Origin of the sequence: Acinetobacter rudis (genome assembly GCF_031157835.1) — a bacterium.
In the GTDB taxonomy this organism is placed as follows: Bacteria; Pseudomonadota; Gammaproteobacteria; order Pseudomonadales; family Moraxellaceae; genus Acinetobacter; species Acinetobacter rudis_A.
The window spans coordinates 19,592-35,388 of sequence record NZ_JAVIDR010000020.1 but is presented as its reverse complement, the minus strand read 5'-3'; the positions used below and the strand labels follow the sequence as shown (position 1 = coordinate 35,388).

Below are 15,797 nucleotides of genomic sequence, written 5' to 3'. Positions count from 1 at the left end.
GGGCCTTATTTATTTGCTATTATTTGCTATAAAAATCGTAGATACGGTATAAGCGTTAATCTGAATAAAAATCACCGGTAGAATCTGCATGTAAAAATGCAGGAATTAAACCCGTCAACGCTGCACGAATATCTGCTCGTTCATTAATTAACTGATGAGAACCTTCCTCAAGCATAAGTAGAATTTGTAATCTAAATTTCTCTCGAACAAACTCAATATTATAACGCCAGTCTACAGTCTGATCTTGCGCACCTTGTGCCAACCATACAGGTATACGACAAGCTGGGCGCAACTCCATTTCTTGCATCCATTTCGACATCGCTAAAATCCAATCCATTCCCATCATACGAGGTTGTAGCGGATCTTTTAATCTCACAAAGCGTAAAAACTCTGGGTTATGATTGTTACGTCTAAAGTGTCGTGGTACTTCTCGTTTGATTCTACGAATAATTCCTAGACCAATCGAGTTATGCCACCATGCAGATTTAGCTGGACGAATTAATGGCGACAACAGAAGCACCCGCTCTACAATAGGGTTTTCACGGCGTGCTGCATAGGCCAACAAATGATGCATCCATATTGCAGCCCCTGTACTCTGTCCAATCCCCAACCATGGCTTAGGTAACTGATCGGCTGTACGCACGTATTGATATACCGCATGTAACACTTGCTGATAATGATCAAAATTTTGAATATTGGCAGGTGAACCATCACTCAAACCATGACCGGGCAAATCATAGGTCAGAACACTAAAGCCTTGTTCTAACAATTCTTGAATAATCGGTTGATAAATACCACTATGTTCTAAATAACCATGGAGTAAACACACCGTACCAAGGATACGATCTGTTCGAGGTTTAAACACCTGAACATGCAACTTAAACAAGGGCATTTTTATATAGCCTTGCCAATGCTCTGCCTCAAGCTGATCAAATCCATATAAGCGTGTATATGCTTTAAGTTCGCGACTCAGTACACATGGACGGTTTAAATTCAGTGGCTCAAGGAAACTTGGTGTGTCATCACGACTAGGAACTGGAAGATCTAATTGCTTGAGTATATTCGGATTTAAAAATGGAATCTCGGACATTAAGGAACCTCTCGACAACCACTTGAGCCAAATAACATGTCACGTAGGGATGCTAATAATTCGTAATTAGCACGACGGCTATGATCATAATTTTGTTGGCTAGGTTGCCATGTGGTTAATGGTGTTGGCATAGGTGCTTCTACGGCTAGGGTTTCAATCCCATTTAATGCAAATAAACGCCGTGTACGTGGCATGTGATAACGATCAGTCACCAAAAACACTTTAGGAGCACCTCCTTGTTTTTGTAATAGTAATGAACTAAATCTTGTGTTTTCACAAGTATTCATACTTTTATTTTCCAATAGTTTTGCATCAATACCTCGTTGTGCAAGCCATGCTTGCATATAAGGTGCTTCAACGCCACTAAGTACAATAGGTAGATGTGTCTCTTTCTCAACTTCTAAAGTTTTTTCTAGGCGTAATCGAGTATATTCGTTAATAATAATATCCTTACGATTTTTATCTAATGTTAACCCTCCACCTAAAACAACAATGGCATTTGGTTGTTCTTGAGTATTAAATACATCTTTTCTAACTTCCCCTGCATTTTTTGCATTGTTTCGTGTATTCACATAAGCAATATCTTTATAAATTTCATCATCAATCGCAGTCTGTTCTTTTAATTCTACTGGGTGAGTCTTTAGGAATTTAATATATTTCTGCATCAACGCACTGTTTTCTTTAGACTGACCAACCAATAAATCTTCAATATGGCCACTTGCAATATTCGGTTCACTATGTGCTTGCTGATCTTTCGGATGAATTAAGAAAGGCACCTTTGTTGTATCAGGTTTTTTAATTTTATTTTGCTCAGTTTCACGCTTAATTTCTTGTTGAAGTACTTGATAACGTGCATGCAACTCAACTAAGTCGTGTGAGTTTTGGGTACGAATCGCCTCTTCCATTACTTTCAAATAAGCTTGCCGTGCAATCCATAAAGCCGAACCTGGTTCTAAATCATCATTTTCAGATAAAGCCCCCATTTGTTGACTCTCAGCAGCGACCTGATTAACCTCCACAGGCACAACGCCATTTAAAATGCGCATGACCATATCTGAATAAAATGGCGTATAAAAAAATACAATTAACACGCCAATTAATATAAAAATAACTGAAAGATACCGAATTAATCGTAGCATCATATGGACACACCTGTATGTGCTTGAATCACGCCTTGTGAGTCAAACAATACCGGTTCTGGCTGTAAGGAAATTGCAAACTTTTGATATACATCATGTTGTACCGCTTGATACGTCTGCTGTACATCGTATAAATCTGCATCGGCATAATTCACCAAAACCAAAGCTTGTTTGGCAAACATCCCAACTTGATCTAAACGTTTTCCTTTCCAGCCTGCCTGTTCAATCAACCATCCAGCTGCAACTTTAACTTGGCCATGTGCTTGCGGATAATGTGGAATTTGTGGATATTCCTTAAGCAAATATTGTAGTTGCTGTGCAGAAATAATCGGATTTTTAAAAAAACTTCCTACATTAGCGAACTGTTTAGGGTCTGGTAATTTACTTTGTCTAATATGAATAACTTGTTGTTGTAAATTCTCAGCAGTTAACTCTTCACCCATTGCTTGTCGTAAATCACCATAATTAATTTTTAGCTCAGCTTGTTTAAGCAATTTAAATACGACATAACAAATGACATAGCGCTGTGGATATTGTTTGAAAATACTATCGCGGTATGCAAAGTTACAATCTGCCGCACTCAGTTGTGTAAAACGTTTCTGTTCACGATCATAAACTTCTACATAATCAATAAACTCACCCACTTCCACCCCATAAGCACCAATATTTTGCACTGGTGCTGCCCCAACTAAACCTGGGATCAGCGCTAAATTTTGTAGGCCATAGCACTGCTGGGCTGTGCTCCACAAAACAAAATCATGCCAAGTTTGCCCTGCACCAACACGGAAAAACTGATACTGCTCAGTGGTATGCAGTGTCTCAACTCCCATAATCTGCATATGCATAACCAACGCATTTATCTCGCGAGGAAGCAAGACATTACTTCCCCCAGATAAAATCAACACATTAAGTTGTTGTTGCGTAGCATATTCTAATGCTACAGCAATCTCTTCGACATGATGAATTTGCACATAATGTGAAGCAACAGCCTCAAGTCGCAATGTGTTAAATGCTTTTAGTTGGACCTGCGTCAAAATGTTCATAAAGCGTTAATTTGTTACCTGTGACAGATGTTGTTTAAAGTATTGAACCCAAGCCTGACTACTCGACTCACATTGATCTAGGACATATTCAAAATCAGTGGATTGGCCATAGTAAGGATCAGGTACCGCTTGTTGGGGGTATACCAAATCATGCTCACTCATGAGAGCAAGCTGTGCCAATATTTGCTCAGCACCATAATGTTGAATTGCCTTGCTCTGCAATTGCTTCAAATCATGCAAATTTTCTAAATCCATAGCCAAAATTAAATTAAAATGCACAAAATCCTGCAACTGAATTTGACGAGCACGTAGCGAAGATAAATCATAACCTCGTTGTTTTGCATGTTTTTGACTACGAGCATCAGGCGCCTTATTCGGGTGATAATTACTGGTTCCCGCAGAATCAATCACAATATTTAATTGCGCTTCTTTACAGTAATGTCGAAGTACAACCTCAGCAGTTGGCGAACGGCAAATATTTCCAAGACAAATGCACAATACTCGATACGGTGCTTGAATTTGCAATGGTATATCCCCCAAATGGTTTATTCTATGTGATGTGCTTATGTTAGTTTATTTAGGTTATGAATCCTATACAGTAGCAAAACAATAATGATCTAATTTATTCAAGATAAGCCACAATATAGACTCTTATATACTACTTTTATCTCAGTTTTATAAGTCTATATAACAATCTATCAATAAAAAGATTCCAATATAGTTCATATATTGGAATCCTCAATATCACTAAAACGTGATCTTTCATGTACAACTTATTTTACAGATACTATTACAATGAAATGTATGCCAAAGCTGGATCACTCACCGAGTGTTCTCCTGTTTCAACGCGGCCAGCAAAACGTCGAGCATATTTAGGATCATGATCACTTTTAACTATAAAATCATACCAGCAACCCACATCAGCTAAGTGCCAATGTTGTTTTATGGTTTGCCCTGCAGCTAATTTCAGTTGTAATGGACTTTGATTAAAATATGCAATCGCTTGAATGGTGATTTGTGTGTCATGTTGTCCATTATTCAACACTTCCACATAGACATCACCATTGGCGACATCATAGCAAACCTTAATTTCAGGGTTCACTTGTGTTAACGCTAATGACTTTGTTTGACCTTTAAAATGTCGATGAAAACCGTTCGGTCCAAGTACCCACAGATCATACTCACCTGCGTCTTTGACAATTGTTGACCAAACATCATCCAATTGTTTATCTGCCTCAACAACATAGCGACGAGGAATCGCAGACAGGTTTAAACAATCATAAACATGAAAAACTGCAGCCTGTTTACCTGTATTTGAAAAAATCAATCGAACTGTTCCATCTGCCTGACAGCGTGCACTGGTATGTAACTCATAAGGTAAAGCACGTGAAGGTCGAATTCCTGCCTGTTGGCGTGGCAATTTTACCTCTTGAGGTAAAGGTACCGCTGGTAAATTCTCCTGTTGATGACGAAGTTGATCTGCGGCATCTCGATTAATTTTTCCATCTAATTGAGGGAAAGGGAGTTCGTTTGGAGTTTTAAAATTAAATGCACTGCTAAGATCACCACAAACTGCACGGCGATAAGCACTAATATTTTCTTCTTTTACCCCAAAACGTTGCTCTAAGAACATCAACACAGAGGTGTGATCAAAAACTTGTGAGTTAACCCAGCCTCCACGACTCCATGGTGAAACAACAAATAAAGGAACACGAGGACCAGGACCATAAACACGACCATCGGGTGTAGGCTGCCAATGACTGCCCTCTGGTTTTGAGTGCACAAAGTATTCAGCCTGCATCGCTTCTTCACTTAACGTAAATTTTCCAGCATAACCTGATCCTTGTTTAGAAGGTGCAGACGGTGATGGTACATGGTCGAAATAACCATCATTTTCATCAAAATTGATCAAAACAACTGTCTTACTCCAAACCTCAGGTACAGCAGTTAATGCATCAATAATTTCTTGAATAAACCAAGCTCCTTGCACCGGACTTGATGGGCCAGGATGTTCACAATAAATTGAAGGAGCATTTAACCAAGAAACTTGTGGCAAACGCCCTTCCTTAATATCTCGTTTAAAAGCATCAAGATATTCTTCTGGTTTATTGCCTGGTAAAGTATTTGCTATGCCTTTATACAACGGATTTTTAGCATTATCTGTCGCATGATCATAGGCATGGTAAGGTAATGTTTGACCTGTTTCGCTATAAGGAGAATTAGGTGCACCACCACTTGATACAGGGAAACCTGAAGCAATATTGGCTTTTTTAAAGTTTCGAAATGCACCAAGCATATTGTCTCCCCATTCATCGGGCATATTTTGGTAGCAAATCCAACTTACTCCCGCTTGTTCTAAGCGCTCAGCATAAGTTTTCCATGTATAGCCAATATTAGTATTTTCTGCTTTTCCATCTATAGCATCCCATTCATTATTTACAAATGCTGTTCCCGTTGCAGTTGCACCATTAGTTCCCGTTAAATGAAATGAACGGTTCGCATCTGTACCAGTATGCATTGAACAATGATAAGCATCACAAATTGTAAAGGCATCAGCCAGAGCAAATTGGTAAGGAATTTCAGCAGGGGTAAAATATCCCATTGAGGTATCTGTCTTATGTTTAGGCCATTGGCTCATACGACCATGATCCCAGGCAGCTTGGCTGTCTCCCCAGCTATGTGGTGTACCATCTGCACGCTGCGCATTATGCTTTTCGCCATTGAGATGGTATGGCGTAAGCACCTGCCCATCTGCACGAAGTTGCTCCCAAACACTCCGTTGCTGCGGCATAGGAATGGTAATTCGGTCTGAAAAACCTCGTACACCCTTCATCGTACCGAAATAATGATCAAATGAACGGTTTTCTTGCATGAGAATCACGACATGCTCAACATCTTGAATACTCCCTGTTTTGTTATTTGCAGGAATAGCCAAGGCGCGTTGAATACTTGCAGGAAAAGTTGCTAAAGCAGCAGCACCTAAACCAGTTTTAATTGAATTTGAAAATAATTGACGACGCGTAATCATGATATTTACTCTTTAATCTGGTTAAGGTGCACAGCGAATCACAGCAGGTTTAGAAGCTTCTTGTTCATTTGAAGTAGAGCTTTCTGAATCTGAGTCATTACAAGCCATCAACACAGAAAAGAGTGGCAGGAGCAGGAGCAGCTGCATCCATTTTTTTAGGGCATATCGCATAAAGGTGTATTCCGAGATTGAGCGAAATACACCTTAGTCAGCCTCAATGACAATTCACTGACAAATTAATTACAAACTCATGATTTATATATTTTTGACAAATACTTAATTAGGCTATGAAAGCACAAACTTACTTCAATTCTACCTGATGTAATTGTGCATCAAATGCCTGTAATAATTGCTTCACAACAGGTTCTTGCTGTAATAATTCAACCGCACGCACATAGGCATGTTGTTTACGTTGTTGCAATAGTACATAAGGGGTTGCAGAACTAATTTCTTGATATTCAACACTAAAATGAGTTTGTGGCCACAAAGCAATCAATGCTTGTTGCAAATCATGCTGTGTTTGAGCAAATAATTTCTCGTATTGTGCAGGAATACAAAAAATACATTTACCATTAATATCTCCCGTCATCAAACCATGTTGAGCGAGTTCTTGAACAGCTGGTGATAATGCACTATTTCTAAACCAGTATTCCCATTTATGTACATCCCATTGCCCGTCAAGTTGCTGTTCAGCTAAAGTTAAAATCTGCTGAGGAAGTAGTCCTGAGCTTGGTGAAGTTGATTGATCATTCAACGCTGCTGGAGTTAAGTTTGGTATGGTCGGTTCAGAGAAAGTATCCGTCGTGAGGACATCTTGTTGCGTCTCTTGCTCACTTTGAATTTCTGTATCTACGTGAGGGGCAAGAAAAAATAATTCTTGCTCAGACATAGTTGCCACATTCAACGAATGACTAGATTCAATAACAGGCTCTTGAGCAGTAAAATGAGTTAGCGTTGGTGCCATTTCAGCAACCATTGTAGTTGTATCTGACTGTATGGCTGTACCTGTCTCTACCAATTCAGTTGGCGTTTCAATCGAAGGTTGTACTGTTGTCTGATCAAAACTAATTTCATTATTAGCGACTTCAGCCACAGATACAGCTTGATCCTCAACATCTACTTCAACCATAGGAACATCTGTAGAAGTAGTAACAACATGATGTTGTTGAGTTTCTGCTGTGTCTGGAACAATTGACACTGGCGTCATAGCTTGTACGGCAGCTGTTTGAACTTGTTCAGATACAGCACTCACTTGATTCAATGCTAAAGGTCTAAATGCCAATAAACGCAGCACTGTCATTTCAAAACCTTGCTCTTGAGTGACGGCAATCTGTAAATCTGCACGTCCTTTACACGCAATTTGATAATACAGCTGTAGATCTTGTGCTGAAATAACCTCAGCCAATTGCTTAATTTTTTTATTTATTTCAGAACTATATTTTAGACTCAAATCAGGTAAATACTGCATCAATGCCAATTCATGCAGGGTTGAAACCAACTGATCCAATACCAAAGCTACATCAAGTGCCTGTTGTCTAAATTGTAATAATAGCTGGCTAACTAAGGGTTTATTATTTTGATGAATCGCTAAAATTAAATCGTAAATCATACTACGGTCAATTAAGCCGAGCATTTCTTTTACGTCTTGATGATGAATCGCACCTTGTCCATAAGCAATTGCTTGATCTGTCAATGACAATGCATCACGTAAAGAACCCTGTGCAGCCTCGGCAATTTGCCACAGTGCATCAGTTTCAGCCTGAATATGTTCTGTTGCAAGAATTTGACTCAGATGCTGACTAATCTCATCAATCAATAGAGGTCGTAAGGTAAATTGCAAACAGCGTGAAATGACCGTAATCGGTAATTTTTGTGGATCTGTTGTTGCAAATAAGAATTTGACATGTGCTGGAGGTTCTTCCAAAGTCTTTAATAATGCATTGAAAGAATGAGTCGATAACATATGCACTTCATCGATCAGATAAACTTTATAACGTCCTTGAGTAGGTGCATAAGGCACGTTATCTAATAATTCACGCGTATCTTCAACTTTAGTACGCGATGCAGCATCAATCTCAATGAGATCAATAAAACGCCCTTCATTCACTGCCTTACATGTTGCACAAACTTCACAAGGTGTCGCAGTGACACCAGTTTCACAGTTTAGACACTTTGCTAAAATCCTTGCAATTGTTGTCTTGCCCACACCACGCGTGCCTGTAAATAAATAAGCATGGTGTAACCGACCTCGCTCTAACGCACTTGTTAATGCGCGCGAGACATGGTTTTGCCCCACCAATTCATTAAAGTTACGTGGTCGATATTTACGTGCAAGTACCTGATACATGGATGCTCCTTGTGACAGGTCTAAGGATACTGTGTTTTGTCTACGCTGTGAATCCTTTCACTGACTCTGTGCTCTTCCAAATGACTATCCTACAGGCATTGACCAAATATCACACTATTTAACTTTAAAACCATCCTTTATGCCCTGTTATAACCGCATCTGCACAGCGCAGAGCCTCCTGTGTGAGTCCCCATAAGCGATAGTCCCCTGTCATAGATGCAACAGGGAAATTATGTACATAAGCAAAACTAAGATTACGCTGTGGATCACACCAAGCTCCAGATCCATTATACCCAACATGACCAAATCCTGATTTAACACGCTTACCCAAAGTAATTACACGGTGGTAACCCAAACGCCATTTCATTGGAATCGGCATCACACGATCTCGCTTGTAGGTTTGAATTTGACTAAGCTCGTGAAAAACTAAATGGTCAATCAGTTGTTGGCCCTGCCACTGCCCTTGTTGTGCCAACATCGCATAAACTTTAGCTAAGCTACGTGCAGTAAATGCGCCATTCACTGCAGGCATTACTGCTGTTAAACCTTGCTCACTGAAAAAACTAAAATCACGCATTGCGCGTGGCACCATAGCATCAAGAAAGTCTTGTGGATCATGTCCTGACAACTCTAAAAGGCGCTCTGAGAAAGTTGTTTTGCGTGGTGATTTAGCTTTTGCCGTAGTATTGGTATTGGCTACCTTACGACAAGGTTTAGCTACCCGATGTAACTCAGACTGCGGTACGCCAAAGTAAGCACCATCTAACTCTAGTGGTTCAACCAAATACTTGTGCATCAGGGTTGCTAAAGATTGACCTGTTGCTTTTTCTAACACGCCACCTAATAACCATCCAAAAGTAAGCGCCTGATATGCTGTATCCGTACCAGCCTTAAAACGAGGAGTAGCTTGTTCAATGCTCTGTAACATCGCAGACCAATCTGCCATATCACTTGCTTTTTCTATAATATTACGAATATCGAACAATCCACTTTGATGACAAAGTACATGAGCCAAAGTAATCTCAGCTTTGTTGTGCTGAGCAAACTCAGGCCAATAATGTGCTATTGGATGATCATACGACAACAAACCTTGACTCACTAGAATATGCGCCAAAGTTGCGAGTACTCCCTTACCTGTTGAATAACAAATAGATAAGCTATCTTCTGCCCACTGTTCAGTATCGGTTTTTTTTCCTGTGTAGATATCTACGACTTTTTCACCACGAAAATAAACCGCAAGTGCTGCACCACCTTGTTCAACTCCAGGTTGCAACAAACGACTAAATTGCTTTGCAAGGTCATTAAAATGTGGCGCAACTGTACCTTGAAAATGCTGTGTATCAGCGAAAATAAGCTCTGTTAGTCCGTTCATGACTACCCCTTTTTTGTTTTATTCAATTTTTATAGCATTATTATCATGCCATGGCAGAGCATAAATACGCTGTTCCAGTCTAAGTTGTCAACTTTTAAAAAACCTAAACCGCAGCTTATTAAATCTGAGATGAATAAAAATAACCAGATATAAAACGTAGATTTAGGTTTAATTAATCCAAGAGCTTATTCTACAATTTAATGTTTATAATGCAGACACCTTGCCACTGACATGTGGTTTTTGATCTTTATGATTTTGGATTAAGAAAGCAGTTAATTTCCCTTCTTCTGCAGTTAAGAACTCTACCTTAGAAGGTAAAAACAAAGGAAGTTTAAACCAAACATCTGCATAGTAAGCATCTGCCAAATTCAAAGTTGCTAATGCTCTTGCTTTAGTCCACATACCATGCGCAATTGCCTGTTTAAAACCAAAGGCTTTTGCTGTTAATGCATGAATATGAATCAAGTTAAAATCGCCTGAAATCATCGCGTAACGGCGACCTGTATTTTCAGGTACTGTCCACAAGTCTTTAAGTTGATAATCGATTTTTTCTGCAACAACTTTATTTTTAACTTTTTCTGACGTTTTTTGACGACTCAAATAAGTTGTTACTGCTTCAACAACAATATCATCGGCAACTTTTACAGTAGTAATAAAATCAAATTCTAACCCTTTCTCATGTGGTCTTAATTCACCAAATTGACAGGATAAAGTTAAACTTTCATTACTTCCAATTTTACGATGCTGTGTAATTTGATTACGAATATGGACTAAACCAAGCAATTCAAATGGAAAAGCTTCTTGTGTCATCATCTGCATTTGCAAACTTTGCGATAACACAGCCAAATAAATTGCAGGAATATAACCATTTTGTTTAAACCCACAAATATCGTTATATGCTTTTAAATGTTGCTGATCAACTTTAAAAGAATCAACAATATATTTAACTTCTGGTAAAACAAGTGCATTTTTTGCTTTTTTAAAAACTAAACCTTGTACCACTTTAGCATAAGCCAAATAAGGCTTGGGTAGCTGATTAAAATGACGTGTATTCATTGGAGTTGATCCTATTTCTAACCTTAGTTATCAAAATAAACTCATGCGCTTATTCTTTATATATGCAAAAAGGGATGCATTCGCATCCCTTTTCTTTGTTCGTATTAGGCACCTAATAAACTTTGTCCACACACACGAACCACATTACCATTTAGACCTGATGAGCTTGGCGCAGCAAATAAAGCGATCGTCTCTGCCACATCTACAGGTAAACCGCCTTGACTCATTGAATTCATACGACGCCCAGCTTCACGAATCGCAAAAGGAATAGCTGCTGTCATTTGAGTTTCAATAAAACCAGGTGCTACGGCATTAATTGTTACCCCATCTTGCAATGTTGGTGCTGTATATTTCACTACACCAATAACGCCTGCTTTTGAAACAGCGTAGTTGGTTTGACCTAAATTGCCCGCAATACCTGAAATAGACGATACACAAATGATACGACCATTTGCATTTAAACCTTTTTCATCTAATAAATAACTATTTACGCGTTCAATTGCAGATAAATTAATATTTAACACTAAATCCCAAAGCTCAGGCTTCATATTTGCCAGAGTTTTATCTCGGGTAATCCCTGCATTATGCACAATAATATCTAAACCACCGAGTTCAGCTGCGGCAGCTTTAATCTTGGCACCAGCATCGGCTGCTGTAATGTCTATTGCTAAAGTAGAACCAGAAATTTGCTCAGCTACTCGGTCAAGATCAGCTTGTTGTTGAGGAACATCTAAACAAATAACATGCGCACCATCACGTGCGAGTACATGCGCTATTGCCTCACCAATGCCTCGGCTTGCTCCAGTTACAACAGCTGTTTTACCTGCCAATGGTTTAGACCAATCGAGATCTACAACTGTAGCTTTACTCACACGTATCACTTGACCAGATACATATGCTGAACGTGGTGATAAAAGGAAACGTAAACTTGACTCTAAATTTTCAGCCGCACCCTGATCGACATATAGTAACTGTGCTGCAATACCTTTTTTAAACTCTTTACCTACTGATTTAACAAAACCTTCTAAAGCACGTTGTGCGATAGCCTGTTGAACTGATTTTGCAGTGTCTGGGTTTAAACCAATTACAATCACACGACCTGAACTTTGGATTTGACGCGCAATAGGATGAAAAAAGTCATATAGACTACGAAGTTGCTCAGTATTTTCAATACCTGATGCATCAAAAATAACAGCTTTAAATTTTGAGCTCGTATCTGCTGTATTTAATGCTCTTAAGTTAAGTCCATTTTTTGCCGCAGCTTGTTGTAACTCTGGTTGATTCCCTGCGTATGTATTGGCATGAATATTCGCTAAAACTTGAGCAACAGCACTTGATACTTCATTTGCCACAGCTGCACCAAACAATACAGCACCTTGTATAATAGGTGTCGCAGCTTGGAATCGATCAAGACTGATTGGAGATGGCAATCCTAGATTTTTAATAACAAATTTACCAATGGGTGTTTTCGCAAATACTTGGTATTGATCGCTCATACTTATAATCTCTTCACAAGTTAATTTTATCTCTATCGGCACAGGTATTTCAGCTGTTTATTTATGGCAGTTCAGCAAGCTGGTGAAATAGACAAATGCCCTAACCGATTCATGAATATTGAGCAAATCATACTTGAGTTAAGCCATTGATGTCTTGACCAGAGCGCCTAGTCAGATGTCATTATAGTCAATTCACGCTACTGCTAAATATGCTAATGTGCGGCATAATCGTGACACACATATTTGTGGAATAAGCTTAATGAGTAAATCAACTACGGACAATCCTGCAGCTGATCAAAACAGTGAAGCAGCAGTGTCAAAAACATCAAAGCCACGTGCAACAGCCAGAAAAACAGCAAGCACAACTACACCGGCAAAACCACGTCGTTCCCCAGTTCGAAAAACTACGGCAAGCAATTCACAAAGTACAGCTGCCAAAAGTAAAACATCAACTTCATCTTCTGTTTCTCAGGAAAAAAACATGAGTCAAAATACTGTTCGTCGCGTTGCGATCATCGGTGGTAACCGTATTCCATTTGCTCGTTCAAATGGTGCTTATTTCAACGCCTCTAATATGGATATGTTTACAGCGACCTTAAATGGTTTAGTTGACCGTTACCAATTACAAGGACAACGTTTAGGTGAAGTGGTTGCAGGCGCAGTATTAAAACACAGTCGCGATTTCAATATGACACGTGAATGTGTTCTGAACACCCAACTTGCTCCAGAAACACCAGCATTTGATTTACAGCAAGCATGTGGTACTGGTTTGCAAGCCGCTTTTCTTGTCGCAAATAAAATTGCACTTGGCCAAATTGAAGTAGGTATTGCAGGTGGTGTAGATACAACTTCCGATGCACCTATTGCCTTTGGTGATGGTCTACGTAAGGCGTTATTAGAACTCAATATTGCGAAAACTGCAGCAGCACGTTTAAAAGCACTTACCAAAATCAACATCAAAGATTTACTTGATGCCCCTAAAAATGGTGAGCCACGTACTGGGCTATCTATGGGTGAGCATCAAGCAATTACTGCACTCGAATGGGGTATTTCTCGTGAAGCACAAGACGAGCTCGCTGCCTCATCTCACCAAAAAATGGCTCAAGCTTATGATGAAGGCTTCTTTGATGATCTCATTACACCATTTATGGGCCTAGACAAAGATAATAATTTACGTCCGGATTCAACGGCAGAAAAGTTAGCAAAATTACGCCCTGCTTTTGGTAAAGGCGAAGCAGCGACAATGACTGCAGGTAACTCAACGCCACTAACAGATGGTGCTTCAGCCGTATTACTTGCATCAGAAGAATGGGCAAAAGCCAATGGGCATGAAGTTTTAGCCTATATTAGTTTCTACGAAACAGCTGCTGTTGATTTTGTCAACAAAAAAGAAGGGCTATTAATGGCACCAGCCTATGCTGTACCACGTATGTTAAATCGTGCTGGCCTTACACTTCAAGATTTTGATTTTTATGAAATTCATGAGGCATTTGCATCTCAAGTGCTCTCTACACTTAAAGCATGGGAAGATCCTAACTTCTGTAAAAACCGTTTGGGTCTAGATATGCCATTAGGTTCAATTGATCGCAGCAAACTCAATGTAAAAGGTTCTTCACTTGCAGCAGGTCACCCTTTCGCTGCAACAGGTGGGCGTATTTTAGCTACTGCTGCAAAACTCATTAATCAAAAAGGCACTGGTCGTGCATTAATTTCGATTTGTGCCGCAGGTGGTCAAGGTGTGACTGCAATTATTGAAAAATAATTTCATCGCCCAAAAAAAACCGTAGCTTATAGCTACGGTTTTTTTATTTATACTTAAGCACGATCTAAATGATGTGGGAAGTAACGATCTTCCAGCGTGTCATAGCACCACTGAAAAATAAAGGTGTATACCAAAATACACGTTGTCATCGACAGATCAAGCAAGATCGCTTGAAATATAGTCATATCCATGGCATAAGCAACCATTGGAATCGTCAACAACATTAAACCACCCTCAAACCCGATCGCATGTAAGATACGAACTTTAATCGTACGTTTGAACTGATGTTTGTGTTCTAATTTTTCAAAATAATGGTTGAAAATCATATTCCAGATCACGGAGGTCACTGCCATAGCAATACCCAAGCCGCCTGTTACATCTAATGGAACATTAAAAATAAAACTCAAAGCGATTGCAATGATCACCAATAGAATAATTTCATAGCTTAATGCATGAACTATTCGTCTCTTGGAAATCAACATTTTTAAATACTCATTGTGAATTGAATGCTCATTTTAGTGTATTATTCTGATCAATCGAGTTAGATACTTTCAATATTATTGATAGATGAATATTAATCAAGAGCAACTCAATATTTTCAAGACGGTCATGGAAACAGGTTCTTTTTCTGCGGCAGCTCGTAAATTGGGTAAAGTACCTTCAGCTGTAAGCATGTCCATTGCTAATTTGGAAATTGATTTACAATTAGATTTATTTGAGCGTAAAGGCCGTGAACCTGTGCCTACAGCACAAGCACGAGTTCTATATGAAAGAACAGAGCAATTACTTATAGAAATGAATCAATGGAAACAACAAGCACTGGCACTAAGTGCAGGTTTAGAATCTGCACTCAATATTGTGGTGGTTTCTGAGCTTTCTCATAGTAACTGGACAGACTATATTTCTATATTGGAACAGCAGTTTCCTTTGCTCCAAATCAATATTTTCTCTGCACCGCAAGAAGATGCATTACAACTCTTAATGAATCGTTCTGCGCATTTGGCCATATTGTTTGAACGGGAACAACTTGATCGTAGTGACCAATTCGTAGAGTTAAAAAAAGAAGTGCTGGTTGCCGTAGCAGCCAACAACTTTCCGTTGGCACAGCCGCTACAGGTGAGCTTTGAACAAGTATTACAAAGCAGACAAATTGTTGTAGCGAGTCGAAATCGCTCAATCAAACCTGAATTGGTTTATTCTAAAAACATTTGGCGCACTGATAGCCACCATTCCGCATGTACGATGATTCTACAAGGTTTTGGTTGGGGAATTTTACCGCTTGAAATGTTAAATGAGAATCCTCGTCTTGCTGAGCAATTAAAAATTCTAGACTTTATTGATTTTACCTCGCGCTTTGAATACTACGTCGATTTAGTCTGGAGTCGGGAAAATCAACTAGGGATCGCTGCACAATTTTTAATTCAACATATTCGAAAATTACGACATCAAGAAAATTAATTATTT

Annotated in this window: 13 protein-coding genes; 2 read left to right on the top strand and 11 right to left on the bottom strand. The window is 39.2% G+C overall.

All coding sequences use genetic code 11. The features are described 5' to 3' along the window. Positions 1-55 precede the first annotated feature (55 nt). From RFH42_RS14050 to RFH42_RS14005, 10 genes are all read right to left on the bottom strand, one after another. Positions 56-1,090, bottom strand: a complete 1,035-nt coding sequence (locus RFH42_RS14050) for an alpha/beta hydrolase (protein WP_308976374.1) — start codon at positions 1,088-1,090, stop codon at positions 56-58. Continuing rightward, positions 1,090-2,232, bottom strand: a complete 1,143-nt coding sequence (locus RFH42_RS14045) for a YdcF family protein (RefSeq protein ID WP_308976373.1) — start codon at positions 2,230-2,232, stop codon at positions 1,090-1,092. Before RFH42_RS14045 ends, RFH42_RS14050 begins: the two co-directional genes overlap by 1 nt. After that, a complete protein-coding gene (gene murB, locus RFH42_RS14040) occupies positions 2,229-3,272 on the bottom strand; it encodes a UDP-N-acetylmuramate dehydrogenase (protein ID WP_308976371.1) in 1,044 nt (347 codons plus the stop codon). Before murB ends, RFH42_RS14045 begins: the two co-directional genes overlap by 4 nt. A 6-nt stretch (positions 3,273-3,278) precedes the next feature. Beyond that, on the bottom strand, positions 3,279-3,797 hold the full coding sequence (locus tag RFH42_RS14035; RefSeq protein ID WP_308976370.1) for a low molecular weight protein-tyrosine-phosphatase: 519 nt from the start codon (positions 3,795-3,797) through the stop codon (positions 3,279-3,281). Between the two features lie 265 nt (positions 3,798-4,062). Further along, a complete protein-coding gene (locus tag RFH42_RS14030; protein ID WP_308976369.1) occupies positions 4,063-6,300 on the bottom strand; it encodes a phosphocholine-specific phospholipase C in 2,238 nt (745 codons plus the stop codon). A 21-nt stretch (positions 6,301-6,321) separates the two neighbouring features. Further along, positions 6,322-6,471 (bottom strand): hypothetical protein, encoded by a 150-nt coding sequence (locus RFH42_RS14025; RefSeq protein ID WP_308976367.1) that lies wholly within the window; start codon positions 6,469-6,471, stop codon positions 6,322-6,324. A gap of 130 nt (positions 6,472-6,601) precedes the next feature. Next, a complete protein-coding gene (gene dnaX / locus RFH42_RS14020) occupies positions 6,602-8,647 on the bottom strand; it encodes a DNA polymerase III subunit gamma/tau (RefSeq protein ID WP_308976366.1) in 2,046 nt (681 codons plus the stop codon). Positions 8,648-8,771: 124 nt separating this feature from the next. Further along, entirely contained in the window at positions 8,772-10,019 is a 1,248-nt protein-coding gene (locus tag RFH42_RS14015) for a serine hydrolase domain-containing protein (protein ID WP_308976365.1), read from the bottom strand. Positions 10,020-10,223: 204 nt separating this feature from the next. Continuing rightward, the gene (locus RFH42_RS14010; protein WP_308976363.1) at positions 10,224-11,075 is read right to left on the bottom strand and encodes a MaoC family dehydratase; all 852 of its coding nucleotides are present in this window, start codon (positions 11,073-11,075) and stop codon (positions 10,224-10,226) included. A gap of 104 nt (positions 11,076-11,179) precedes the next feature. Next, positions 11,180-12,571: a 3-oxoacyl-ACP reductase gene (locus tag RFH42_RS14005; protein ID WP_308976362.1), complete on the bottom strand. Its 1,392-nt coding sequence runs from the start codon at positions 12,569-12,571 to the stop codon at positions 11,180-11,182. Positions 12,572-12,830: 259 nt separating this feature from the next. On the opposite strand from RFH42_RS14005, the gene RFH42_RS14000 reads away from it, so the two are divergent. Continuing rightward, on the top strand, positions 12,831-14,333 hold the full coding sequence (locus RFH42_RS14000) for an acetyl-CoA C-acetyltransferase (protein WP_308976360.1): 1,503 nt from the start codon (positions 12,831-12,833) through the stop codon (positions 14,331-14,333). Positions 14,334-14,386: 53 nt separating this feature from the next. Here RFH42_RS14000 and aceI read toward each other — a convergent pair whose 3' ends face one another. Next, positions 14,387-14,815: a chlorhexidine efflux PACE transporter AceI gene (gene aceI, locus RFH42_RS13995; RefSeq protein ID WP_308976359.1), complete on the bottom strand. Its 429-nt coding sequence runs from the start codon at positions 14,813-14,815 to the stop codon at positions 14,387-14,389. Between the two features lie 85 nt (positions 14,816-14,900). Here aceI and RFH42_RS13990 point away from each other — a divergent pair, with 85 nt between their 5' ends. Then, entirely contained in the window at positions 14,901-15,791 is an 891-nt protein-coding gene (locus RFH42_RS13990; RefSeq protein WP_308976358.1) for an HTH-type transcriptional regulator AceR, read from the top strand. Positions 15,792-15,797 lie beyond the last annotated feature (6 nt).